This window comes from Streptomyces sp. BoleA5 (genome assembly GCF_000373665.1).
Classification (GTDB): Bacteria; Actinomycetota; Actinomycetes; order Streptomycetales; family Streptomycetaceae; genus Actinacidiphila.
Genome location: NZ_KB892099.1, coordinates 55,760 through 79,587, shown reverse-complemented (window position 1 = coordinate 79,587; position 23,828 = coordinate 55,760). Strand labels below are relative to the sequence as shown.

Genomic DNA, 23,828 nt, shown 5'->3' with positions numbered 1-23,828 from the left:
CCGCGGGTGCGGGGAGCAGTTGCAACGCGGGGGCGCTGCGGTGTCGCGGGCGGGACCATCCCCGCGGGTGCGGGGAGCAGCGCTGTTGAGTTAAAAGAGCAACGAACGCTTAGGGACCATCCCCGCGGGTGCGGGGAGCAGCACGTGCCGCCTCGCGCGATCTGCGCGACGTGGGGACCATCCCCGCGGGTGCGGGGAGCAGCGATGAGCTGTTCTACCTCGTCCACACCCTCAAGGGACCATCCCCGCGGGTGCGGGGAGCAGAACGTGACGACGTTGCCCGCGGAGAGAACGGCGGGACCATCCCCGCGGGTGCGGGGAGCAGGCGATCTCGGCGAGTGGGTGCGGGCCTGGCTCGGGACCATCCCCGCGGGTGCGGGGAGCAGCCTGGACATGAACGAGGAGCTGTACGACGCGGGGGACCATCCCCGCGGGTGCGGGGAGCAGCCAAGCCCAAGGGCGTTCCGTCCTCGCGCATCGGGACCATCCCCGCGGGTGCGGGGAGCAGACGACCGAGGTGACCGTCGCAAACGGCGGCACGGGACCATCCCCGCGGGTGCGGGGAGCAGTCCGGCACGTGGACCAAGCCGTCCGGGGCAAAGGGACCATCCCCGCGGGTGCGGGGAGCAGTCCGAAGCTCCCGGCTTCAGCATCCGAGGGCGGGGACCATCCCCGCGGGTGCGGGGAGCAGTTCGTCCACTTCGGGCGGGCCTCCCAGATCTGAGGACCATCCCCGCGGGTGCGGGGAGCAGCGAATCCCCTGCTCTGCGGTCCCCTGCGTCTTGGGACCATCCCCGCGGGTGCGGGGAGCAGCTGTTCACCTACGACACCCGCGACGGAGTCGAGGGACCATCCCCGCGGGTGCGGGGAGCAGACTCAGCGACCTGCGGATTTCCCAGGCTCGAGCACAGGAATTTAGCACTTTCGAGGAAAGCGACAAATTGGATAGATGGCACGTAAATATCACCACTCTATCGATTTCGAACACGATTCCGAGCGACAACAAGACCTCGCTGCGGCAGAGCTGTAGTCAATCATGAGGCTGGTGACAGTAGGCGCGACGACGAGGGCGGCCGGGCCAAGGGAACTCCACGGAAGTTCGCCCGTCACGTGCGCCGGGGCACGGGACTGCTGGATTACGCGCCCGCGCAGTCCGCGTAGCGCTCCGAACGCAACAGGTCAGCCAACTCTTCCGCCTGCGGTCGCTCGTGGTCTCGCTGGATCAGGACGCGGCCCAGCACTTCCTGGACGTCCGGCCACACGATGCCCTCGCGGACCGGAATGCCTCGGGTCGCGATCGCGTGCCGCAGCTCCGGCCCGGCCATACGCGTTGGGACGACGTCGGCCGCCGCGTAGTCGAGCGGCCAGCCGCCATCGATCGCCCACCACAGGCTCGCGGCCAGGGTGTAGACCTCGGCTTCCTTCGACACGATCACTGGCAGCTCGCCGCGGTGGACCTTCCACGCAAGCTCCGGCGGGAGGAGGTGCGGCAGGCCGCCTCGGAACAGGTTCGACGGAGCCAGCAGCTTCGGGTGCCAGGCCCACGAGCAGTCGAGGAACTTCACCCCGTCCGGGGTGTGCACGGTGTGCTCGGGTTGGAGGTCACCGTGTACCCAACCGGAGGCGTGCAGTGCTGCCACGGCGTCGACCACGGCCACCAGCTGGTGCCTGGCAGCGGTGAGATCAGCCGTGCCGTAGCGGACGCCGGCCAGGGCCTCGCGGGTCGACGGGCCGTCGTACCAGTCGGTGATCATCCATACAGAGGCGTCGCCGCGCCCGTAAGCAACCACGCGGCCCGGGCCCATGGCCGACAGGGCCACCGCTTCACGGGCGGCGATCACCGTTCCTTCCGGGCCGCTCCCCCACTTCACTGCCGCAGTCCGGAGCGGGCCCGTCGCCTTCCACACAGCACAGCCGCGCCGGTCGCTGATCGCCTCCAGTTCGGTTCCGTCGCCGCACGTCGCCTCTGCGGCGATACGCGCATGCACCGGGATCAGGTGTGTCGTCATGTCTCATCCGTCTCGATACGAGCCCTAGAGCGTTGGCGTCCCGGCAAGCTCAGGTGCCGGGACTTCGCGCATTCCAGGACGGGAGTGATCTTGGGGTACGTTCGACTGCTGCGCCGTCGCCGCGTCCTTGCCCTGTGGGCGGCGCAATCCCTGTCGGTGTTCGGTGACCGCCTGTACGCCATGGCGATCATGTGGCTGGCATGGGAGAAGTCCGGCGCCGCTGCGATGGGCTCGTCGCGGTCGCCGAATCGGTGCCGTACATCGTGATGGGCACCGTCGGCCGCCGGCTGATGGACCGTTTCGCGTCGCTGCGGGCGCTCGCCGCGGTGGATGCCTCCCGGATCGTGTTCGTCGCCCTGCTGCCGGTCGCCTGGGCCGTGTTCGGCCTGCCGGGCATGCTCGTCCTGGCCGTCGCCGTTGGCGCCGCCGGTGCGGTATTCGACCCCAACCTCGGGGCGCTCGTCCCCGACCTGGTCCGGCCCAGCGAAGTGCAGGCGGTGTATGGGCTGCTGGACCTCGCCGGCCGGGTCGCCCGCATTGCTGGACCGGGCACGGCCGGCGTCCTCCTCGCGGTGATGCCGCAGAGCGCGATGTTCTGGCTGGACGCCGCGACGTTCGCCGTGTAGGCCGCGGTGTTGGCTCGCCTCGGCCGGGGCTCCCACAGGACGGCCCCAGCCGAGAAGCGCCCGGCCGCTCCCATAACTGTGGGCGTGCGCGTCCTGGTGAGGTCCCACTCGGCGACCGGCGCAGCGATCGGCGTGCACGGCGCGGCGATCTTCGCCCAGGCCGTCGCCCTGGCGCTGCCCGCGCTGCTCGCGACGATGGGCGCGGGGGCCGGGGCGTACGGGCTGATCCTTGCGACGACCGGCGCCGGCGCCCTGGCCGGGAACCTCCTCGCCGGGCACGTCCGGCTTCCGGCCCGGCTCCCCGCCGCGTACTGCGCAGTGTGGGCCGCCGCCGGGCTACTCCTCGCCCTCAACCGCGTCGCCTCGAACCTGCTGGCGCTTCTGGCCGTCGCCGCCGCCTCGGGGTTTGTGGCCCCGTTCTGTGGCGTCACCCTGCAAACGCACCTCGCCGGGTTCCCGCCCGAGCCGCGCCGCCGACTGATGTCGCTGGATTTCACGGTCATCCGCACCGCCGGGACAGCGTCGATGCTGGTCGTCCTCGCCATCGCGGCAGGCTCCCCCGCGGCCGGGTTCCTCGCCGGCGGGCTCGGCACGGTGGCCGTCGCCGGCCTCGGCGCGGCGGCCGCCTGGTGGTGGACGCGCGACAGGGGCCTGCGCGTACCCCAGCCGAACCACGAGCCGTCGCGCGGCTGACGCCCCCTCGTCCGTTCCTCCCGCCACAACGCGCGGGCGGGCCCGGCAGCTCCCCCACCGCCGGGCCCGTTCCCATGTGCGCCGCTACGGCAACTGCCGCTCAGGCACCCACAGCGGAGAAACCGCCGTCCACGTGGATCACCTGGCCGGTGATGGCCCGGGCCGCGTCGCTCAACAGGAACGCGACGGTGTCGGCTACCGGAGTCGCGTCCGAGGTGTCCCAGCCCAGCGGGGCCCGCTCGGGCCACAGCTTCGCGAGCTCGTCGAAGCCGGGGATGGACTTGCCGGCCATCGTCGTGATCGGGCCGGAGTCGACCGCGTTGACGCGGATGCCCTTGGGGCCCAGGTCTCGGGCAAGGTAGCGGTTGATCGACTCCAAGGCGGCCTTGGTGGGGCCCATCCAGTCATAGACCGGCCACGCCACGGTGGCGTTGAACGTGAGGCTGACCACCGACGCGCCCTTGTCGGACTTCTCCAGCAGGGGCAGGACAGTCGCCGTCAGAGCCTGGAGGGAGTACGCCGAGACGTTCATGGCGGTGGCCACCGACTCGAACGGCGTGTTCAGGAAGTTGCCGCCGAGCGCGTCCTGCGGGGCGAACGCCACAGCGTGCACTACGCCGTCCAAGGAGTCCCAGTGGCCAGCGATGCCGTCGGCCAGGGCCCGCAGGTCCTCGGGCTTGGTGATGTCCGCCGACAGGCACGCCACCGGGGCCTTCGGCAGCCGCCCGGCGATGCGGCCCATGATGGAGCTGGGCCGCCCCGGGGCGTTGGCGAGGATCACGTCCGCGCCCCCCGCCGTCGCCGCCTCGGCGATCTTGAAGCCCATGGAGGTCTCGGTGAGGACACCGAAGACCAGGATCCTCCTACCGGTCAAGTTCACGCCGTCAGTCCTTTCGTCACAGGCCACAGATACCGTCCTGGTACTGGCCGTAGAAGTTGTGCAGGCTGGTCGTCAGGCCCCACGACTGCAAAGTTTCCTCGTCCAGGGGCGTCACGTGGGTGGGGTCCTGCGCTAGAACATCCACCGTTTTGCTGTTGGGGGTCGTCACGACGAACCCCTTCAGCGCGCTTTCCTTCATTCGGCGGATCAGCACTTCGGGGTCCGCCAGGTGCTCGAGAACCTCCAGCGCCGCGTACCAGCCGACGGGCCGCGCCGGCTGCCACGTCGAGAAGTCGAACGTGCCGTCGATCCACGCGTCCAGGGGGACATACCGGCCGCGCCAGCCGTACTCAGCGCGCAGGAAGTAGTCCAGCTCGGTGAAGCCGGCTCCGAGGTCGACGAGGATGTCGGCGTCGTCGAGCCCGCTGACCCGCAGGCGTTCGCTGGCTGCGCGGAAGCGTGCGGCCCGCTCGAAGTGCAGGCTGACGTGGCCGCGCAGGTACTCCTCTGCCTGCGCGATCCGGCTGGGTGCGCCACTGGCGCAGCGGCCCACCGCGTCGTGCAGGTCGCCCACCGTCGCAAGCTGGCCTGTGACCTCGTCCGGGATGGTGCAGTGCGCCAGCTTCTCCAGGGCCGTCACGGTCTCCATCAGCGCGAGGCTGTCGAGGCCGAGGTCATGGAACAGGTGCCGGTCGCGTTCGGCGCAGTCGGTCTGCGGCCTGCGGCTGATGGACACCAGGGTGTCCGTCACCAGGTGCGCGATCATGCGGTGCTGTGCTCCCTTCGCACGGAAAGGCCTGGAGCGGGATGAAGGTGCGCAGGCGGCCGCCGGGCTCCGGCTGGCCGGTCGCCTCCTCGAAGCGGTCAATCAGGAGCTTGCAGGAGCCGCAGAACGACCCGCACGTCATCTGGTCGGTGACGGACGGCGGGACGACCGCGCCCACGCCCTTGAGGCCGTGCCCGGCGCGCACCGTGCGGACGTACGCGGAGGAGTTGACCCGGTCGAGGATGTCCCGGAACGACTCCTGGAAGAGGTTGCCGAAGCCCAGCTTCTCCGGGACGTTGAAGGCGGCGCATGAGTACAGGTCGCCGGAGACCTTCATGAGCGCGCACGGGAGCACGTACGTGCCGACCGTGGGGGCGAAGCAGTCGTAGCAGGCGCCCATCCACCGCGTCACGGTGGTGTTGCCCGGCCGGTTGATGGCGGCCTGGTCCTCCAGGCGCTCGTTCTCCAGGTACACCCGCATCGTCGAGTGCACCCGGTCGTGCGGGAAGTCCCCGTACATGCGCTCGTACAACGCGAGCAGTTCGTACACGCGGTGCTTGCGGTCGGCGGGGTCCGCCAGGCTGGAAAGCGCGATGTTCAGCTCACGGTCGGTGAACTGCGTCACCGCGTGGTTGATGATCCGCGCTACGGACTCCAGCGGCGTGGTCTGCTCTCCGATGGAGACCATCAGCAGCGGCACGAAGATCCGGTTCTCCAGCAGGCCGGCGGTCACCAGCCGCTCGAACGTCGGCGCGCACCGCTTCGCGGTGCCCCAGATCCCGTTCGTGGTGATCTTGCCGATGTCGACGGTGCCGCGCGCCCGGTCCATGAACCGGTAGAGCTGGCGCGCCGCCACGAACGGCTCGCCGCCGGTGATGGCCACCGAGGACAAGGCCACGTCCTCGAACTCGGCGATCAGGCGGTCGAGCTGGGCGTCCGACAGCGTCACGCCGTCGGCAAGCGGCTTGGCGCCCATGCCGCAGGACTTGCACGTGTCGTTACACCGGTCCGTCAGCTCGAACTCGACCCGCAGCGGACGGTAGGCGCCGGTGACGTTCGCCGCGTCCCAGCCCGCCCGGATCACGGCGAACGGGTTCTCGGTTCTGACCGCGTACTTGCCCGTGTAGGGCACGACGGCTCCCTGACCGTCGATGTACGTGTGGGCACCCTCTTTGATCATGGCTACCTCTCGTCGTACGGATAGAAGGCTCCGGGGGCGTCCGCATCGAGCCTGCGCGACATCAGGTGGGGCGCCGTCTGGCGCGTGGGGCTCCGCCGCACGCCACGCGCCAGACGGCGGTCTACGGGGTCGCGGCGCTGAGCGCCGGGCCGGCGTCGTCAGTCCACGCGACCAGGCGGCGGGCCTCACGGCACGGGCCGCACGCATAGCGAGTCCCGGTCAGCGACGAGCTTCGGCAATCGGTGTTCCGGACCTCGCGCGTGGAGTCTGTGAACCAGCCGCACCAGTGGCACGGGAACGCCCGGTCGCCGAGGACGAGCGGCAGCAGCAGCCGCCCGGCCATGGCAAGGTTCTCCAGGTGCCAGTACGCGGTCCACATCGTCGGCCCGCAGTCGTCGGCGAGGAACGAGCGGGCCTGGGCGGCGTATCGCTCCGCCACGGGCGGCAACCGGTCGGGCAGGTCACCGAGGAGGAGTTGCACGTGGCCGCGCAACAGCAGCTCGTGCTCCTCGGCCGCTTCGCGGTCTCGGAAGACCGGCACCTCCCGGCAGTGAGCCCAGATCGCGGCGGCGTCGATCAGGTCGGCGACGGCCTCGCTCACCGCTGTGCCTCCTCGGCGGCGTGACGGGAGCGGCCGATCCGGGCCACTAGCGCCACGTCACCGGGCACGCACAGCATGCCGGCAGAGTCCATCGGCACCGACCAGTACGAGCGGCCATGGCGGGGCTCGGTTCGGTCTGGGTGTGGGACGCCCAGACAGGAGCCTTGGCCCAATCCCACGGTTCCTGCGACGTTCCAGCGCAGAGGGACGCTCGCCGGGACCAGCGCGTAGTACCGCTGGCTGACCGGGTCGACGATGACCGGCCCTGCGAGGGCGTCCGCCAGGTACTCGCGGATGCCCTGCGGGTCGTGGGTTCCGGCGGCGGCATGCACAAAGTCGCCGGGGATGCGGACGGCGGAGAACAGCGACCCGCATGACAGCAGGGCGAACCCTCGCTCTGCCCATTCGTCGCGGGCCCTTTGCGGGTCGAGCGCGGAGGAGGCCAACCAGTGCTCGACAGCGAGCAGTCGCTCCGCTGCGGAGGTGATGACGCCGCTCACCGGACGGTCACCGCCCTACGAGATGCGTAGGGGGGAGGAGTCGGGGCAGTCGCGGGCACGGCGACGGATGCGCTCATGGGTCGGCTCCAATGACGCTGGACGTCTGAGTTACCGACCGTAAGCGCGCTGTCACAAAGCTCTCAATGGCACTTTGCTGACATCGAGTCTGAAACTAACAACTACGCAGGTAGGCCGACCGCGTCGGCGAGAGACCGCATGTCGGGGGTGAGGGTGCGGCGCCGCTCGATGATGGTCGAGACGATGTCCTGCGCGTACCGCTGCTGCGCCAGCCACTCCGGTGCGGCCTGGCGCACCTCCGTCAAGACCGTGACGGCGTCGCCGTACTCGCGCATCATCGTGTGGGCCTGCGCTACGTCCAGCCGATGCCGGTGATACTCGGTACCGCCCTTCGTCGCCCGGGCCTGCCTCGCCTGCTCCAGCTTCTTCGCGGTGACCAGGACCTCGTCCGGCCGGTCCATGACGATGCCGCGCTCCGCTTCCTTGTACGCCACGGTGACTGGGCCCCAGGTCGCCAGCCGGCTGTCACCGAGCGGCAGTTCCCTGCCGGTGAGGACGGCGGCGGACCGGGCGAGGCGCATAGCGTCCTGCGCCTCACCGGCACGGGCGTCCCGCAGGCTCGCCGAGGAGACCTGCAGCAGCAGCCAGCCCCACGCCGCAAGGTCGTCCGCTGTGGCGCGGGACATGCGGGGCTCGACTTCGTCGGCCCACCGGATCGCCAGTTGCCGGGCCTCGGCAACCCGCCCTTGCCGTACGAGCAGCCACGTCCAGGTCGTGATGACGGAGGCCGAGCGCAGCCGGTCGTTCGCGTCGTCGAGGGCCCGGGTCAGCGCCGTCTCGGCCGCGCTGAACTGGCGGGCCTGCGTCAGCGTGGAACCGGCCAGGTTGAGGAGGTGGGCGCGGATCGTGCGGCCTTCGCCAGTGTCGCCGAGTGCGTCGGCGTCTCGGAGCAGCGGCGCCAGGAGCAAGGACACCTCGCCCATGCGGTTCGCGAAGAACGCGGTCCGCACCTCGTCGAGGGCGGCCCGCATCCCGGCGATGGTGGGCTCCTCGTCGGGCTCGGAGGCCGGCGACTCGACGGCAAGGCGCAGTGCCCGCCACGGCTCAGCGGGTGACTCCGGGCTCTCCTGGTCGTCGCGCGTCAGGAGTTGACTCGTGGTCACGCGGAGCGCCGTGGCCAGCTTGTGGGCGGTCTGCAGGCGGGTTCCCTCGACGACGCCCTGCTCAAGCTGCCTGATCAGAGAGAGTGACACCCGGGAGGCCGTGGCCAGTTCACGCTGGCTCAAACCGCGACGTTTCCGGATTTCCCTCAATCGGCGGCCGATGTGTGTTTCTGTGTCCTCGGGCATAGTGATGCTCCGTTCTGACGTCGACACTCAGAACGGTACCCCCGGTCGGCTCGTGGGGTACGACGGTCGGCCCCCGCTGCTCCAGCGGGGGCCGTCGTGTTGACGCCAGCCTGGCCTGGGCGACTTGCACCCCGCCGGGTACCACTCCGGGCGGGGCGCACTGTCGGATCCGAAGAGCCTGAGATTCGGACAAACGTGACGCTACCGGCTGGCCGCTGGTCCGGTCAGGGCCAGCAGGGCGGGCCCTCGTGCCGCGATGCGGGGCGGCGTCCTCAGCATTCGCGTCATCTCGATCGGAGTCCACTTTGAATCCTCACAATCGGACCGCTTCATTCAGCTGAAAGGTGCATGACACTGGGTCCTCCATCGCCAAGGGGAGGCAAAAAAATGAAATGGAAGCGGATCGCTACCGGTATCACAGCCACTGCCGCGTCCATGGCCTTTCTTGTGGCCACGCCGACGTCGGCTGCGGCCGGAACATGCACCACCTCCGGCTGTGGCGGTGAGGTCACCAACAACTCCAGCATGAATATCCGGATCGCCAACTGCTGGCGCGACGATTACGGGCTTTACCAGTACATCGACAAAATTGGATGCGTCAGCCACCCCAATTCGTGGATCTACTACAACGCCGACGCGGAACTCCCGCCTGGTGACGAGTCGAAGTATAACTACTACTACTACGACACTGACGCCGTACGGTTCTATAAGGGCTGCGTCACGAAGTGGCACTGGTGGGGCGGTTTCGTCCAGACGACTGATCGGCGAGGCAAGTCGAGCCAGTGGATGAAGATCTCCAGCATCGATCACGTGTACATCGACAGCATCAGTTGCTAATCAGCAGCACCTAAACAACTGTGTCGGGCCGTCCCAGGCAGAGGGCGGCCCGGCTCGGCCGGCTCAAGCAAAATCAAACGCGGTGAAGTCGGTGACCGGGACGTACCCGATGCGCTGGTAGACGCTGTTGCTGGTGGGATTGGCCAAGTCGGTGAACAGCAAGACGTTACCGGCGCCTGCGGCCTGCGCCGCCGGGCTCTCTAGGCCTCCGTCGCCGTCAGCACCAACGTGTGGAGGGCGGGGCGCGCGAGTGCAGGAAGTCCCGGGCCCGCGCGAGGAAGTCGTCGACGTCTTCGGTGAGGTGCCAGCCATCCACTCCCATACGATGAAGAACGCCAGAACGCCCGCCCCGGAGAAGGAGGAGCGGGCGTCTCGGCGGCGGGGATCGGCTGCCGGTCAGCCGCTCTTGGGGGCGCCCGCGCGGACGCGGACGATCTCGACGACGGCCCGTATGCCGACGACGCCGACGACGGTCAGGCCGGTGACGATGCCGAGGACGACGAGCGTCAGGGTGGCGTTGCTGCTCATTGCTCACCCCCTTCTTCCTGGTCGCAGTCCGGGCACATCTGCCGCAGGCGACGGTTCGCCTGGTCGACAGCGTCACGGAGGCTCCCGCCGTCGTTGGGGTGCAGCTCGTGCACAACGCCAGCAAGCGTCTCCTCCACGCCGCTGACCCGCTCCAGCAAGCCCGGCCGGGCAGGGACGCCGGGGCGGGCCGCTTCGCCGTAGAAGTCGTCGATGAAGAAGTTCACCTTGCGGCCGAGGAGGACGGCCCAGCGGACCACCTTCCACACCACCGTGCAGATGGCGGCCGTGGCGGCGGCCAGTGCGCCCCACCAGAGGATCGCGTCGACGAGTCCGCCACTGGTCGCGTTCATGCTCACCGGCCCGCGCTCCCGATCCTCGGCGTGTGCCTGGCCTTCCACCCGGCCGCGAACGTGATCAGCGTCGGCACGATCGCCAGGACGAACGGGGTGAGGCTGTCGGGCAGCGGGTCGAGGAGGCGGGCGTCGTCCTGGACGGCGGCCAGGACGCCGAGCAGGCCGGTCGACGCGAGGTACGCGGCCGACGTCGCGGCCTTGACCTTCGGCTCGATGCGGGCGTGACGGGGCATGGGTCAGGGGCCTTTCAGGAGTGGAGGAGCTTCCAGGTCAGCGGGCCCGGGTAGCCCTCCGGGTCGCTGCGCAGCTCGGCTGTCGCCCGCTGGAAGTCGGCGACGTTCCGCCTCGTCCACTCGGTGAACAGGTCACCGGGCTGGTAGCCGTCGCCGTCGTTGTTCCGGGTGAAGCCCTTCCCGATCAAGCAGCCGTCCAGGTCGACGACCGCGGGATGCCTGCGGCCGATGACGAACGCGCCCGTACCGGGGAACGGCGGGATCTCGAGAACCGGCTTGCCCGGCACGTGAAGCTGCTGATCCGGGTAGATCGTGTACGGCGGCGCGATCCCGTTGACGGCCGCCAGCTCCTGCCACGGCACGTCCAGGCGACGGGCGATGGCCGAGATCGTGTCCTGCGCCCGCACCACGTAGATCCCCGGCGGGGTCGGCGGTGTCTTGACCCCGGCCGGACGCTTCGCTCCCTGCTCCACCCACGCATACAGCTGGTCACCCGGGCACGCGGTGGCGTACCCGTCCCGGTGCCCGCCGACCCACAGGCCGGCGTCGCCGCTGCGCCGCAGCCACTCGATCGCATCCACCAGCCCGTTCAGCATGGCGTCCGTCGGCACGGTCATGCCCTTGCTGCCGAGCAGCGCGCACACCGCATAGTCCTGCTCGTTCAGCGCCTGGCTGCCGTTGGCGCCGGTCCGCCGGTGCGTGCCCCGGCCCTCGAAGACGCTGCCGTGTTCGCACACGAGGGCCGTGTACGCGATGTCGACGTACCCCTCCTTCGTGTTGGCCAGGTGCTCAGCACGGATGCTGCGCACCATGTCGTCGCACAAGCTGTGCGCCCGGCTCGCGTACGGCGAGCCCAGGTAATGCACCTTCACGCCGCGGGTCTTCGCCACATACGCAGCCGGCGAGGATGCGGGTGCCCCCCAGGCTTCACGAGGTACGAAATCCATGACAACTCCTCCGCGTCAGGCGGCTTCGTGGATGACGAGCTTGAACTCGGCGATATTCAGCAGACGCGGCTGGGCGTCGTTGTGCGTGACGCGGAGAGCAACCGGCGTATCCGGGTTCACGAAGATCCCATGGCCTTTGCTGAAGAAGTTCTGCCCGATGCTCGGTGCCCGGTGGTCGGTCGCCGTGGTGTCATTCGGTGTTGGCGAGCCGAGGCTGAGCGGGTCACGAACGAACTGGTCACGCAACTCGGTATATCCACCGGTCGCGCTCGCGGCTTCCCACTGGATCAGCGCATACAGATGGCCCCACCCGGCTTTTGACGGCCAGATGAGGCCACTGCGGTCATCCGTGGCGTAGTTGGTGACGACATACCCGTCGGGCTGCACCGCCTGGTGCATTCCGAAACGGTCCGACGGCTCAGCCGACCCGAAAGGGAACCGCACAATCTTGTACGTGGTCCCGGGGGCGATCAGCTGCGGTACGTCGACCTTGAGGGAACACACCTGCACGCCGGGGGCGACAGTTCCACGCGTGGCCAAGAGAATCCTCCATCGGAGAGTCCTTGGCCCGGCCCACAACCAGCGGCCCCCGAAGTGTAGCCGCGCGCTACTTCTTTGCCCTCGCCGCCTTCGCCGGGGCAACGGCCTCCACGACGGCCTCGCCCTGGTAGCCGGACATGCGGCGCGCGGTCGCCTCCGGCACACCGGCCCCGATCAGCGCGTCGTAGTCCTCGCGGGTCCGCTGCTCGTCCTCGGCCTGGAGCTGCGCGACATGCGCCTCGTGTGCGGCGCGCAGCTCCTCGAACTTGGCGGTGTACTCCTCTTCCGTGACCAGCTGGCCCGGCTTGGTCAGGACGGGTTCCTCGCCGGTCGTGGTCTTGATGAGGCCGGCCGAACCGTCCTCGTACAGTGCCCAGTAGGTGACGGGCTCGGTCTCCGGCTCGTCGGTGGGGATGGGGAACGTCATGGAATTCTCCGTTCAGTGGCTGATCATCAGGCCGCGAAGAAACACCTGAATTCGGTTGTAGGTGGCGCCGCCCGATCCCCGGCCCAGGGTCACAGGGAAATTGACGGTCGCCGTTCCCCCCGGCGGGACGTTCGTCGTGTGCAGGTACAGCTTCGTCGTCTGCACGTGGGAATCGTTGATTGTCGACGACCCGGCATTCCGCGTGTAGTACACCTCGTCGGTGTCCTGCCCGTACGCAGCGCCCGCCCCGGCCGGGAGGTTGAAGTCGACGTCCAATTCGCGTTCCACGAGCAGCATTGCCGGGCGGCAGGTATCCGGGTTCGTGAACGTGGTGCTGAACGTATCCACGACGTTGTCGAATCCGGCGGGGACTGTCAGGTCGGCGTAGGTCCGGCTTTCGGTGAAGTTGAAGAACGACACCTGCGTGCGGGGCTCACCGCGCAGCACACCATCCGTGCCACAGGAGATGACGCCACCGAGGGCATCCACGTCGCACGGGTACGGCCACGCGGCCGTGGCCGCAGTGAGCGGGGCGCCGGCCGAACCGTCACCGGTGATCCCGCACGCGGTCTGGACGGCGGGCGCGGCGGCCGGAGGAACGAACAGGCCACCGTCGCCGCCGAGGGCCAGTTGATTCCCAGCGTCGGTGGACAGGTCGGCGGTGATGATGCCAGTCGCCGGGTCGTACGCCGCGCCGCCCTCTGCGCTGATGCAGCCGCGCACGTCGGCGCACTCCACGTAGACCCCGTCGGCGCCGACGTGCAGCAGGTTCGACCCGCCACCAGGCGGCGCGGGATCCGGGACGACGGCCGCACTGACCTGGTACGGGTCGCCCGCCGTGCCGGTTCCGGACACGGTGACGTCGACGCTCGGGGAGTCGGCGGCCTGGACGATCGTGCCGCCGCCTCCGCCCCCCGTCGGGGCGTACAGGCCCCCGTCGGGGCCGAGCGTGATGGCGTTCCCCGCCTGGGTGGAGAGGTCGGCGGTGATGACGCCGGTCGCCGGGTCGTACGCCGCGCCGCCCTCGGCGCTGATGCAGCCGCGCACGTCGGCGCACTCCACGAACACCCCGTCGGGGCCGACGTGCAGCAGGTTCGCCCCGCCACCAGGCGGGGCTGGGTCGGCGACCACCGCGGCGCCCACGAGGTACGGGTCACCGGACGTACCCGTGCCCGAGACCGTGACCTCCACGCTCGGCGAGTCGGCGGCCTGGACCACGGTGCCGGCCGAGCCCGGCACGAACAGGCCACCGTCGCCCCCCAGCGTCAGCGAGTTGCCCGCGTCGGCGGACAGGTCGGCGGTGATGATGCCGGTCGCCGGGTCGTACGCGACGCCGTCCTCACCGGAGATGCACCCGCGCACGTCGGCGCACTCGACGTACACCCCATCCGGGCCGGTGTGGAGCAGGTTCGTCCCGCCGCCGGGCGGCGCCGGGTCGACGATCACCTCGGCAGACACCTGGTACGGGAAGGCCAGGGTGCCAGTGCCGGACACCGTGACGTCGACCGTTGAGGAGTCGGCGGCCTCAACGATCGTGGCGTCCCCGGGCGGTACGAGGAGGCCCCCGTCGGTGCCGAGGACTAGGGTGTTCCCGGCGTCGCCGGACAGGTCGGCGGTGATGATGCCGGTCGCCGGGTCGTACGCCGCNCCGCCCTCGGCGCTGATGCAGCCGCGCACGTCGGCGCACTCCACGAACACCCCGTCGGGGCCGACGTGCAGCAGGTTCGCCCCGCCACCAGGCGGGGCAGGGTCGGCGACCACCGCGGCGCCCACGAGGTACGGGTCTCCGGCCGTGCCCGTGCCGGACACGGTCACATCGACCGAGGGCGAGTCGGCGGCCTGCACGACGGTCGTCGAGGCGCCGGCGGAGATGACGTACGGGGCGCCGGGCGAGCCGTTGCCGTCGACAGTGACGCCAGGGCCCGCGGTGACGGTGCACGCGCACCGGCGGGGGCCGCATCCGCAGCTGGACAAGGGATCCCTCCCAGGGAGTTCCTTGCCCGGCCCAGAACCAGCGGCAATACGAGTCTAGCCAGCGCTCCCCTGCGATCAGCGGCTGATCATCAGGCCGCGGATGAAGACCTGGATCCTGTTGTAAGTCGCTCCCGAACTACCGCGCCCCAGCGTTACGGGAAAGCTCACGGCCACCGACGCGCCCGGGGCGACGCTGGCGGTGTGCATATAGACCTTCGCGGTCTGGCTGTGGGCGTCCGTGATGGCCGACGATCCGGAGTTCCGGACGTAGTACACCTCGTCGGTGTCCTGGCCATACGCGGCGCCCGCCCCGGCCGGGAGGTTGAAGTCGACATCGCACTCGCGCTCGATGAGGAGCATGGCCGGGCGGCACGTGTCGGGGTTGGTGAAGTTCGTCGTGAAGGTGTCGGCGACGACGTCCGTACCGGCGGGCACCGTGAGGTTCGCGTAGTCGCGGGACTCGGTGAAGGACACGAACGACAACTGAGCTCGCGGCTCGGACCGCAAGTTGCCGTTGACGTCGCAGGACACCACGCCGCCCGCGGTCTCGGCCGGACACGCGTACGGCCATGCGACCGAGTTGACGCGGGCCGGGCTAGCGCCGGACCCGTTGCCGGTGAGGCCGCAGCCGGTGGTGATCGTGGACGCCCCGGTCGGCACGTACAAGCCCTGCGGCCCGACCTGGAGATTGTTACCGGCGGCGGGCGAGATCAGGGCGCCGATGACGCCGGTCGCCGCGTTGTACGTGATGCCGTTGCCGGCCGACAGGCACGCGCGCACCGCGGCGCAGTCGGTGCCGCCGTCCGCGGTGATGACGTAGGGGTTGGCAGGGCTACCGCTGCCCTCGATCGTCACGCCAGGGCCGGGGGCCAGCGTGCAATTGCACGCCCCTCCGCCGCATCCACAGCGAGCCATAGGGGCCTCCCTCGTAGGGGGTCGCGCCCGGCCCAGAACCAGCGGCCCGTCGAGTCTAACGACGCTGTCCGGACATGATCCGGACACGTCCGGCCGCCCCGCCCGGACATGCCCGCCCCGTCAGGACTGCACGCCTGTGACCTGCGCGGACATCGTCCGGACATCACCGGGCACGGGTGTCCGGGCCTTGTCCGGACGTCAGCCGTACAACTCGATGATCACGCAGCCCTTACCGCCATCGGCTCCAGCCTGCGAGCCTCCGTACGACAGGGCGCCTCCGGCTCCTCCGCCGTAGCCGCGGGGCGCGGTGCCCACTCCGTCGGAGGCGCGCGGGAACCCGCCGTGCCCCATGCGGCTGTCGCCTCCCGCGCCGGACAGGCCGTTGACTCCGGACAGGCGAATGCCGCCCCCTCCCGCGCCACCGCCGGACACCTGCTGGCCGGTTCCGGCGAACGGCCCGGCAACGCCCGACACCGCGTCAGGGACGGTCCCCGAACCCTGAGCGGCGGTGCCGCCGTCGCCGCCGAGCGCGATGACGAGGCCACCGAAGGACGAGGAGCCGCCCGCGCCGCCGGGCGCGTTGCTCGCGCCGGCCGGGCCGCCGGCTCCGACGACGATCGACTCCGACGCCCCGAGCGCACCAACGGGGATCAGGGACTCGGAGTAGCCGCCACCCGCACCGCCGGGCCGGACGATGCACTGGTTGGCCGCAGCGTTGGCGCCCGCAGACCCGCCGCCTGCGGCCTGCACCTTGACGTTGATCCGGGCCAGCCACGGGTACGACGCCTTCGTGAACTGGAAGGTGCCCGGGTCGGTGAAGACGAGGACCTGGCGCAGGCCCTGCTGGCCAGGGATGAGGCAGAGTTCGCCCTCGTCGTTGACGATGAAGTAGTCCCCGCACGCACAAACGCTGGCCATGGCTCACCCCTGAGTGATCAAGTGAGTCCGGCCCAGAACCAGCGACTGCCCCAGCAGGGTAGCCCGCGTCAGCTCGCCGCCGTCGCGGTCAGGTGCACAGCCTGGCCCGGGTCCGCCGCGTAGGACCGGCCGCCCTTGTGCCGCCACACCCGGACGACGGCGTACGCGGCCGTCACCTCCTCCAGCGTCGCGGTCAGCAGCTGGCCCCCGCCGGGCGTCACCAGCAGCGCCCCGACCACGGGCGGCGCGGCGAACGCCTCGGCAAAGTCCCACCGCACGGACCCGTCGGCGCCTGTCTCGACGACGGCGGCCGCGGTCCGCGTGGCCGGCGGCCCGGGCGGACCCTGCGGGCCGGGCGGACCCTCACGGCCCTCCACGGGCTGCGCGACGGGGCCCCGGACCCGGGTCGTCGACCGGGAGCGCCGGTCGACCTCACGCAGCACGCCGACGAGCGGGCCCCCCACGACTGCGGCCCGCCGGGCCGGTGTTCCTCGCATCGCCATCAGGCCGCCTCCGCTCCGCTTGCCGCCACCTGGACCTGCACGCTCTCCCCGCCCGGGTCGGTGTCGCTGCCGCCGGTCTCGGTGACCTTGACGCCGACGATCTTGAGGCGCTGGGCGACGGTCCGGCACGTCGCGGCGCTGGTGACGTCCAGGCACCAGCCCGGCACGAGGTCGGCGACGTCGACGGCGCTGTCCGGGCTGATCGTCACCTCCTGGGTGTCGATGAAGACCGGCACAGTCCGGCTCGACCGCACGAGGGCCTGCGCCGCCGACGTCGCCGACGCGGTGTCCGTGATGCTGGTCTGCTCCACGTACCGCTCGTGCAGCCCGTAGTACGGGTCGATCCCCCCGGCCTCGCCGATCACCTGGTCCGTCACGGTGCCGTCCGAAGCGGTCTGCTGTTGCCCGGCGACGATCACGCGGGTCGCCAAGCCCTTGCCGTCCTCCGCCACCGACAGGCCCTCGGGGAAGTCGGCATCGGAGAGCCGGCCGACGCGCTCGCGCCACGTCTCGGGGAGCAGCAGGATCGTCGAGCCGATCGCGGTGAAGTCGAGCCCGGCCTCAGCGAGGTCTTTCAGGTGGTCGAGGACCTGGCCCACGTTCCGCGTGTACGTGCGGGAGCCGGTGACCTCGGCCGGGGCCATGATCCGGACGTCGTGACCCGGGTCGTCCGGGAAGAACCCGTCCGCGATCAACTCGGCTGCGATGGTCGTCAGGTCGGCGTTCTTGTACGTCAGGTTCTGGTGCGGCACCCGGTTCCCGAGCCAAGCCGTGACGTCCTCTGCGAACAGCTCAACGCTGCCGATCCCCCAGTCCACGTTGGTGATCGGACCGTCCCACACGTACCGGTCGTCCCGGTAGACCACCAGGCGGTGCCTCCACGCGCGGACGGCGCCGAGCGGGCCGCAGCAGTCGCCATCCGGGTTGATCACCGCCCGGGCCGTGGAGACGTCATCGAGCACGCGGCTCCATTCCACCTCGGTGAGGACGGAGCCGGTGGCGACAACACCACCGCCCCGGTCGACCACGCGCACCGAGTGACTCCCGCATCCGGCAACGGCCATTACCGCCCCCGTCCCGAGACGCCGACAGACACCATCGCCGACGGCGACGGCGGGTTGCTCACGTCCGAGGTCAGGCAGAGCACGTAGGAGGCGCAGCCGAGCGTCCGCCAGGTCGGCGGCAGCCCTTCCCGGCCGTAGACGTCCGGCGACGACTCGCAGACCCCGCCGCACTCGACGGTGGCCCGCCCTACCTGCCCGTCCAGCGTCAAGGCGCCACCGGCAGGCACGTACGTCACGTGGAAGGCCGAGAACGGCGTGCAGCGGTACAGGTCGGCGACCTCGCCGGGCGTCAGGGCTTCGTCGCCGGCGGCCCGCTCGAAAATTTCGAGGGTCAAATTGCGTAGATCGCCACTGCCCGCCCGCACCGTGATCATGGGGGCGTCCGTGGACCAGGCGGGCCGGTCGGTCAGGTCGAGGTCGTAGCACTCGCGCTCGACAGCCACGGGCAGGCAGTAGCACGTCTCGCTGGGCAGGGTCGGTGTCGGTGGAGGAGGCGGCGCGCAACGCGGGTCGGCGCAGGCCGCGGTCGGGTCGGGGCAGGGCGCGAACCGGCACGGCCCGTCGCAACCGGGTCCGTTTGGTGGGTGCACGCACCAGTCGATGCAGTCCGTGGAGTCGTCGCCGGGCGGTGCCACCTCCAGCACCGGCGTGGTGTCCGTCCACAGCCACGGCATGGCGGCCGTCAGCACGAACTCCACGGTGATGATGTCCGCGCCGGACTGGCAGTCGCCGGTGGCACAGCCGGTGCCGCTGCGGGCCACCACGTTCGGGCCGTCAACGAGGGCGACCCGGCGTAGGGTCCTCCGGTGCTCGGCATTGAACTGCTCCGGCGTCAGGTCCTCGCCGGGGCAGCAGGAGTACAGCGTCAGGCAGTCCCCGTCGCAGGCGCTGCCTGTGCAGCCCTGCAGTACCTCCCCGAGCCAGTGCAGGCCGTACTCGACGCCGCAGCAGGTGGAGCCGAGGACGAGCGCCGTCACGGTGATGGTGCGGGGCAGCGCCCGGGCCGGCCCGATGGAGCCGCCGCCGATGATCCCGCCGGTGACGTTCCGGCGGACCGGGAAGTCGTCGATGCCCGCCATCTCGAGAACCATGATCCCGGCGAAGTCCGTGCTCTCCGGCACGTCCGGGTCGTACCAGGGGGCGGGGCTGTCGGCGTCGTCCGGGGTCGTGTATGGCAGGTCGCCGAGCTGCTCCGCGCCGACGGTGGGGCAGCCGCAGGCGCCGGCGGACGTCAGCGGCGACCCGACCGTCTGCAGATACGCCCCGAGGCGGGCATGGTTGGCGACCTCCACCCCGCCGTACGCCATGTACCAGTCGGCCGTCATCAGCTCACCCCTGCCGCGTACGTGAGGCGGTTCAGGACGCGCTGCGCGGTCGCGCCTGCGTCTCCGACCTCGGTGATGTTGAACGTGTTGTTGAAGACCGTCCCGGCCTTGTCGACGGCGGCGCGGCCCCGGGCCAGCTCGGCGGCGCTGATCTCAGTGGCGACCTGGCGGCGCTTCTGCGCCCGGGTCAGCGGGATGACGTTGCCGGTGCCCAGCCCGTCAAGCGGCGACCCGACCCGGCCGGGCAGCGCATCGAACTGCCCGCCGACCGCATCGACCACAGCGCGGGCCGCCGACGTCGACGCCTTCTGCAGCGCGGCGATCTGACCGACCAGACCGAGCCGCAGACCGAGGCCGGTCATCTCGCCGATCTTCCGGAAAACCACCGACGGGCTCTTGATCCTCAGCGCCGTACGGATGGCCTTCTGCATGGACTTGGCGATGTCCACCATCAGCTTCTCGATCGCCTTACGCTGCCCCTGCAACCCGGCGAGGAACCCGGCGCCCGCGTTCTTGCCCGCGTCGAACAGGACGTCGGCGCCGGTGCGGCCGAGGACGTTGGAGGCGCTGACGAGCTGCGCCTGCATCGAGTTGATCCGCTTGAACGTCGCCTTGTCCGTGGTGCTGAGGACCCGCGCGAGCTCAGCGCCCTGCTCAGGGCCGAGCCCGATGATCTGCTGCAGCAGATCCTTGCGGAGCCCGCGCCGCGCGAGGGCGTTGATCTGCGACGTGAAACTGCGCACCTTCGACAGGGCCCCGTCCAGGCCCGCGACGATGCTGTCCGCCGTCAGCTTCCCGCCGCCCTGGGTGAGGCTCTGCAGAGAGAACGCCTGGAGTACCGACGCCGTGGTGTCGGCGGCGAACTTCTGGGCGTCGGCGATCTTCTTCACGAGCGCGTCGCGCTGCGCTGCCAGGCTCGTCAGCTTCTTGTTGCCGCTCTGCAGCAGCGTCACGAGCCGGTCGTCGACCTTGGTCGCCTTGCCCTTGAAGGCGTCCGTGATGGACTTGATCAGCTTGTCCGTGGTCGCCTTGATCTGGTCGGCGGTGCCGGTCAGTCCGACGATGAAGCCTCGGCCGGTGTCCTTCCCGATCCGGGCGAACACCTTCGAAGGGCTAGCGATCTCGAGAACCTTCTCCGCCGTGGTGATGGCGATGCCGACGAGGTCCTGGGTCGTCTGGTCCACGTCGCCGAGGGAGGCGCGCAGGCCCGCGACGAGGCCCGCCCCGATCTGCCGCCCGACGTTCTCAAAGTCCTTCACGGAGCCGCCGCCGCGCACCGCGGGCACGCTGCTCGCCGCGAGCGTGGCGGCCTGCGCCGGCCCGGCCAGCAGGTTCAGCAGGCCGGACTTCGCTGCGAGTTCCCGCGCACGCTTCGGCTTGGTTAGGGGGATGACGACCTCGGGCCGGCTGCCCTCGCCCAGCATGGCGAACGTCGGGCCGGTGACGATGCCGCCGTTCGCCAAGCCGGGGATGAGGCCGCGCACGCTCGCCGGGAGGCCGCCCGCGATCTTCTGGCGGATCTGGCTGCCGATGTCGCCGATCTTCCCGAGGATCAGACCGGGCAGCTTGGTGAAGGCGTTCGCGATGGTCGAGATCAGTTGCTGCGCGCCGCGCAACGCCGCCGAGCCCGCGCTCTGCAGCTTCTCGGCGAGCTTCGAGCCCAGCGACGACAGGCCGGAGGCGATCCGGCCGGGCAACTCCCGGAAGAAGTTGATCACCTGCGTGCCGTAGCTGCGTGCCGTGGAGAGCGCGGACGAGCCGGCCGACCGGAAGAAGCTGACGACGCGCCCGGGCAGCGAAGCCAGGAACGAGGCGATCTGCCCTGGTAGGGCGGCAAAGAACGCCACGACCTGGCTGATGAAGCTGGTCACCGCCGCTACGACCGTGGTGAACGCGGTGGTGAAGAACGTCAGCAGCGTCGAGCCGAGCGACGCCAGCGCGCTGACGATCATGCCGGGCAGCTCGGTGAACACGAAGATCACGGCGGCGATGCCGGTGAGGATCGCGATGCCGAGCCCAGCGATGGCGTTGACGAAGAAGGAGATCAGGAGGCCTGGCAGTGCGGCCAGTGCCGACAGGATCAACCCGGGTAGCTGGGCGAAGAACGTCACCACGGCGTTGAAGCCGGTCACCACGGCCGTGCTGACCGTGGTCCACAGGCCGGTGAAGAACGTCGCGATCCGCTCGGGCAGGCTGGTCAGCGCGTCGAGGATGCCCGAGCCCAGGTCGACGAAGAACTGGATGGTGCCGGTGAAGAAGTTCCGCGCCGCCGTCTGGGCCGTCGTCACTGCGCCGACGAGGAGCCCGAGGACGTCGACCAGTCCTTGCAGCAGGGGGAAAGTCGTCTTCGACGCGATGAACTGCGAGACGGTCGTGAACAGCCGGACCAGCGGCGGCAGGATCGGCACGACCGCGGCCAGCGCCAGCACGAAGTTCGCGGACAGGTCGGCGATCATGTCGACGAGCTGAGGCAGCATCGGCAGCAGCGGCTCGATGGCCAGCACGACGAGGTTGACCAGCTCCGGGATCAGCGGAGTGACCGCCTCCGCCAGCGCGATCCACGCCGGGACCATTTTCCCCTGGATCTGCGGGATCAGCTCCAGGATCGGCGGCAGCAGGCGGGTCAGGGCGTCGCCGAGGCTCTTGCCGAGGACGTCCGCGACCGGCCCCAGGGCGGCGCCGAGGGTCGTGAACGCGGTGGCGATCTGCGGCAGGATCGGCAGGAGCGCCGCCACGAGCGCGTCGATGATCGGGGACAGGACCGACGTCAGGATGTCCAGCGCGGGGGCGAGGATCTGCGCCACGGCGCCGGCGACCTCGCCGACCAGGGGCAGCAGCGGGGCCAGCGCGGTGACTGCGCGGCCGATGGCCTCGCCGAGCGGCGCTAAGGACGGGCCGAGCGCGCCGAGCCCCTGCGCGAGGGCCTGGCCGACGGTAGCGAGCGCGGGCGCGATCGCGGCCAGCGCGGGGCCGAGCGCGTTGACGAGGTTGACGATGGCGGGGCCGAGCGCGGTGAAGATCGGCGCCAGCGCGGGCGCGATGGCGCCGACTTGCGTCACGACGGCAGACAGGATCGGGCCGAGCTGGGCGGCGACCGTGGCCAGCGTTGAGAAGATGTTCCCGATCGCCTCCTGGCCCTGCGCGGAGTTGACGAACTCGGCGAACGAGGCGGTGATCTGCTTGAGGTTGTTCAGCAGCCCGCCGCCGGAGGCGTTCGCGGCCTGGAAGACGCCGCTGAGGATCTGGCCAACGTTCGAGATGATCGAGCCGAGCTGCTTGAAGACCGTCAGCGCACCCTCAACCCAGGCGACCGCCTGCCCGTTGTTCGCGATGCGGGTCAGGAAGTCCCCGAGCTGCTGGCCGAGGCCGCCCAGCGCCGTGCCCAGCCGCGCCCCGAACGCTTGCGACACAGACGACGCCACACTGAGGAGGCCCTGCGCCAGCGGGCCTACAGCGGCAGACAAACCCTCCACGGCGTCGGACGTCCCGGCGAGGACACCCATCACGGACGCGAGGGCCTGCCGCGTCTGCAGGAACTTCAACCCCTCCTGCGCGGCCTGCCCGAACCCCAACGCGATGGCCCGCAGCCCGCTCTGCATCGGCAGCAGGTTCTTGACCGCGCCGGAGATCTCGCCGGCGAACTGGGAGAAGAACGCCTCTTGGACGGACTGCTGGACCTTCTTCAGCTCCGGCGCGAACTCTTTGACCGCGAGGACGGCTTTCTGCGCGGACGGCGACAGCTTCTCCAGGGCCTCCTGGAACTTCGCGGCGTCGCCGGCGAACGCGGCACCGAGGGCGTCACCGACACCGACGACGGCCAGGCGCAGCGTGCCCAGCGCGGCCTGGAACCCCGCGACGGCGGCGGGCAGCGCAGCGATGATCCCGGCCGCGGGGGCGAGCGCGGCCGTCAGGCCGATCACGCCCTGCGCGGCGCCCGCCGCGGCGATCCCGACCGCGCCGAACTGCAGCAGGCTGGTCAGGCCCGAGCCGACACGGCCTGCGATCCTGCCGAGGCCGGACAGGGCCCGCGTGAACCGGTTGCTGTCGACGTCGGCATTCACGTCGACCGTCACGTCCGGCGGGTTGTGCGCCCGGATCCGGTCATCGAAGCCGTCCATGTCCGGCACGACCCGGACGGCGAACTCCTCGCCGGCGAGGAGCGCCCGGATCCGCTCGACGAACCCGGTCAGGTCCGGCGTCACCGGCACGTTGATGGAGTCCAGCGACCTCAGGCCGGTGAGGAGGCCCGAGTCGAAGCGGGCCAGGTCCGGCACGACCTGGACGCGCAGCTCCTCCCCTGCGAGGTGGGCGCGCAGGCGCTCGGTGAAGCCGGTCAGGTCCGGCTCCACGGGGATGCTGATGCTGCCCAGGCCCCGCAGGCCGGTGAGGAGCGCCGACTCGAAGCGGCGCAGGTCGGGCTCGACGGTGACCGCGACGGCGGCGGCGCGCATGCCGCGCTCGATGTTGCGGCGGATCAGGTCGCCGGTGTCGCGCGTCGCCCGGTCCAAGGCCCGCCGGATCCGCAGACCCAGATCGCGGGCGTCGCTGACAGCCTCGACGTCATCCAGCTCGATCCGGATGGTCGCGCTGCCGTAGTCGATCTCATCGCCGGGCACCGGGCAACCTCACGAGGTGTGGAGAG

The 23,828-nt window shown here is 70.4% G+C and carries 22 protein-coding genes, 1 pseudogene and 1 CRISPR repeat array (1 of these 24 cut by a window edge); of the genes and pseudogenes, 3 read left to right on the top strand and 20 right to left on the bottom strand.

Going from position 1 to position 23,828, the window contains the following annotated elements; translation table 11 throughout:
• Positions 1-874: direct repeats of the CRISPR family, unit length 29 nt; unit sequence GGGACCATCCCCGCGGGTGCGGGGAGCAG; it reaches 1,170 nt to the left of the window's first position.
• A 262-nt stretch (positions 875-1,136) separates the two neighbouring features.
• Positions 1,137-2,009 carry a hypothetical protein gene (locus B085_RS42390; RefSeq protein WP_018559298.1) on the bottom strand — a complete coding sequence of 291 codons (873 nt, stop codon included), beginning with the start codon at positions 2,007-2,009 and terminating at the stop codon, positions 1,137-1,139.
• A gap of 200 nt (positions 2,010-2,209) precedes the next feature.
• Here B085_RS42390 and B085_RS0114560 point away from each other — a divergent pair, with 200 nt between their 5' ends.
• Both B085_RS0114560 and B085_RS0114555 read left to right on the top strand, forming a co-directional pair.
• Positions 2,210-2,635 carry an MFS transporter gene (locus B085_RS0114560; protein WP_018559297.1) on the top strand — a complete coding sequence of 142 codons (426 nt, stop codon included), beginning with the start codon at positions 2,210-2,212 and terminating at the stop codon, positions 2,633-2,635.
• An 84-nt stretch (positions 2,636-2,719) separates the two neighbouring features.
• A complete protein-coding gene (locus B085_RS0114555; protein WP_158689727.1) occupies positions 2,720-3,328 on the top strand; it encodes a hypothetical protein in 609 nt (202 codons plus the stop codon).
• Positions 3,329-3,428: 100 nt separating this feature from the next.
• On the opposite strand, the gene fabI is transcribed toward B085_RS0114555, so the two are convergent.
• The 6 genes from fabI to B085_RS0114525 all read right to left on the bottom strand — a co-directional run bounded on the left by fabI (position 3,429) and on the right by B085_RS0114525 (position 8,622).
• Entirely contained in the window at positions 3,429-4,208 is a 780-nt protein-coding gene (gene fabI, locus B085_RS0114550; RefSeq protein WP_018559295.1) for an enoyl-ACP reductase FabI, read from the bottom strand.
• Between the two features lie 16 nt (positions 4,209-4,224).
• A complete protein-coding gene (locus B085_RS42385; RefSeq protein WP_018559294.1) occupies positions 4,225-4,974 on the bottom strand; it encodes an acyl carrier protein in 750 nt (249 codons plus the stop codon).
• Complete coding sequence (locus tag B085_RS0114540; RefSeq protein WP_018559293.1) at positions 4,883-6,154, bottom strand: 4Fe-4S cluster-binding domain-containing protein; 1,272 nt, start codon at positions 6,152-6,154, stop codon at positions 4,883-4,885. The genes B085_RS42385 and B085_RS0114540 overlap by 92 nt, the downstream gene beginning before the upstream one ends.
• A 121-nt stretch (positions 6,155-6,275) precedes the next feature.
• Positions 6,276-6,755: a hypothetical protein gene (locus B085_RS49275; RefSeq protein ID WP_018559292.1), complete on the bottom strand. Its 480-nt coding sequence runs from the start codon at positions 6,753-6,755 to the stop codon at positions 6,276-6,278.
• Positions 6,752-7,255: a hypothetical protein gene (locus B085_RS42380; RefSeq protein ID WP_018559291.1), complete on the bottom strand. Its 504-nt coding sequence runs from the start codon at positions 7,253-7,255 to the stop codon at positions 6,752-6,754. Before B085_RS42380 ends, B085_RS49275 begins: the two co-directional genes overlap by 4 nt.
• Before the next feature lie 179 nt (positions 7,256-7,434).
• Positions 7,435-8,622, bottom strand: coding sequence for a helix-turn-helix domain-containing protein (locus tag B085_RS0114525; protein ID WP_026251034.1), 1,188 nt, complete (start codon positions 8,620-8,622; stop codon positions 7,435-7,437).
• A gap of 387 nt (positions 8,623-9,009) precedes the next feature.
• Between B085_RS0114525 and B085_RS0114520 the strand changes: the two genes are divergently transcribed.
• On the top strand, positions 9,010-9,459 hold the full coding sequence (locus B085_RS0114520; RefSeq protein ID WP_018559289.1) for a hypothetical protein: 450 nt from the start codon (positions 9,010-9,012) through the stop codon (positions 9,457-9,459).
• A 63-nt stretch (positions 9,460-9,522) separates the two neighbouring features.
• Here the strand turns inward: B085_RS0114520 and B085_RS50735 are convergent.
• The 13 genes and pseudogenes from B085_RS50735 to B085_RS42370 all read right to left on the bottom strand — a co-directional run.
• Positions 9,523-9,657 (bottom strand): annotated as a pseudogene (locus B085_RS50735) (GNAT family N-acetyltransferase); the annotation flags it as partial.
• Between the two features lie 198 nt (positions 9,658-9,855).
• Positions 9,856-9,987: a hypothetical protein gene (locus B085_RS51430; RefSeq protein ID WP_018559287.1), complete on the bottom strand. Its 132-nt coding sequence runs from the start codon at positions 9,985-9,987 to the stop codon at positions 9,856-9,858.
• Positions 9,984-10,343: a hypothetical protein gene (locus tag B085_RS0114505; protein WP_018559286.1), complete on the bottom strand. Its 360-nt coding sequence runs from the start codon at positions 10,341-10,343 to the stop codon at positions 9,984-9,986. The genes B085_RS51430 and B085_RS0114505 overlap by 4 nt, the downstream gene beginning before the upstream one ends.
• Positions 10,340-10,573, bottom strand: coding sequence for a hypothetical protein (locus B085_RS0114500; protein WP_018559285.1), 234 nt, complete (start codon positions 10,571-10,573; stop codon positions 10,340-10,342). Before B085_RS0114500 ends, B085_RS0114505 begins: the two co-directional genes overlap by 4 nt.
• 14 nt (positions 10,574-10,587) lie before the next feature.
• Positions 10,588-11,445, bottom strand: a complete 858-nt coding sequence (locus B085_RS50025) for a LysM peptidoglycan-binding domain-containing protein (protein WP_018559284.1) — start codon at positions 11,443-11,445, stop codon at positions 10,588-10,590.
• Between the two features lie 90 nt (positions 11,446-11,535).
• Complete coding sequence (locus B085_RS0114490) at positions 11,536-12,060, bottom strand: hypothetical protein (RefSeq protein WP_026251032.1); 525 nt, start codon at positions 12,058-12,060, stop codon at positions 11,536-11,538.
• 67 nt (positions 12,061-12,127) lie between these two features.
• Positions 12,128-12,487: a hypothetical protein gene (locus tag B085_RS0114485; RefSeq protein ID WP_018559282.1), complete on the bottom strand. Its 360-nt coding sequence runs from the start codon at positions 12,485-12,487 to the stop codon at positions 12,128-12,130.
• A 2,049-nt stretch (positions 12,488-14,536) separates the two neighbouring features.
• A complete protein-coding gene (locus B085_RS0114475; protein WP_018559280.1) occupies positions 14,537-15,316 on the bottom strand; it encodes a hypothetical protein in 780 nt (259 codons plus the stop codon).
• Positions 15,317-15,574: 258 nt separating this feature from the next.
• The gene (locus B085_RS0114470) at positions 15,575-16,294 is read right to left on the bottom strand and encodes a hypothetical protein (protein ID WP_018559279.1); all 720 of its coding nucleotides are present in this window, start codon (positions 16,292-16,294) and stop codon (positions 15,575-15,577) included.
• Positions 16,295-16,362: 68 nt separating this feature from the next.
• Positions 16,363-16,797, bottom strand: a complete 435-nt coding sequence (locus B085_RS0114465; RefSeq protein ID WP_158689726.1) for a hypothetical protein — start codon at positions 16,795-16,797, stop codon at positions 16,363-16,365.
• Positions 16,797-17,831, bottom strand: a complete 1,035-nt coding sequence (locus tag B085_RS0114460; protein WP_018559277.1) for a hypothetical protein — start codon at positions 17,829-17,831, stop codon at positions 16,797-16,799. The genes B085_RS0114465 and B085_RS0114460 overlap by 1 nt, the downstream gene beginning before the upstream one ends.
• A 29-nt stretch (positions 17,832-17,860) precedes the next feature.
• The gene (locus tag B085_RS0114455) at positions 17,861-19,186 is read right to left on the bottom strand and encodes a hypothetical protein (protein WP_018559276.1); all 1,326 of its coding nucleotides are present in this window, start codon (positions 19,184-19,186) and stop codon (positions 17,861-17,863) included.
• Positions 19,186-23,802 (bottom strand): hypothetical protein, encoded by a 4,617-nt coding sequence (locus tag B085_RS42370; RefSeq protein ID WP_020573042.1) that lies wholly within the window; start codon positions 23,800-23,802, stop codon positions 19,186-19,188. The genes B085_RS0114455 and B085_RS42370 overlap by 1 nt, the downstream gene beginning before the upstream one ends.
• Between the last annotated feature and the right edge of the window lie 26 nt (positions 23,803-23,828).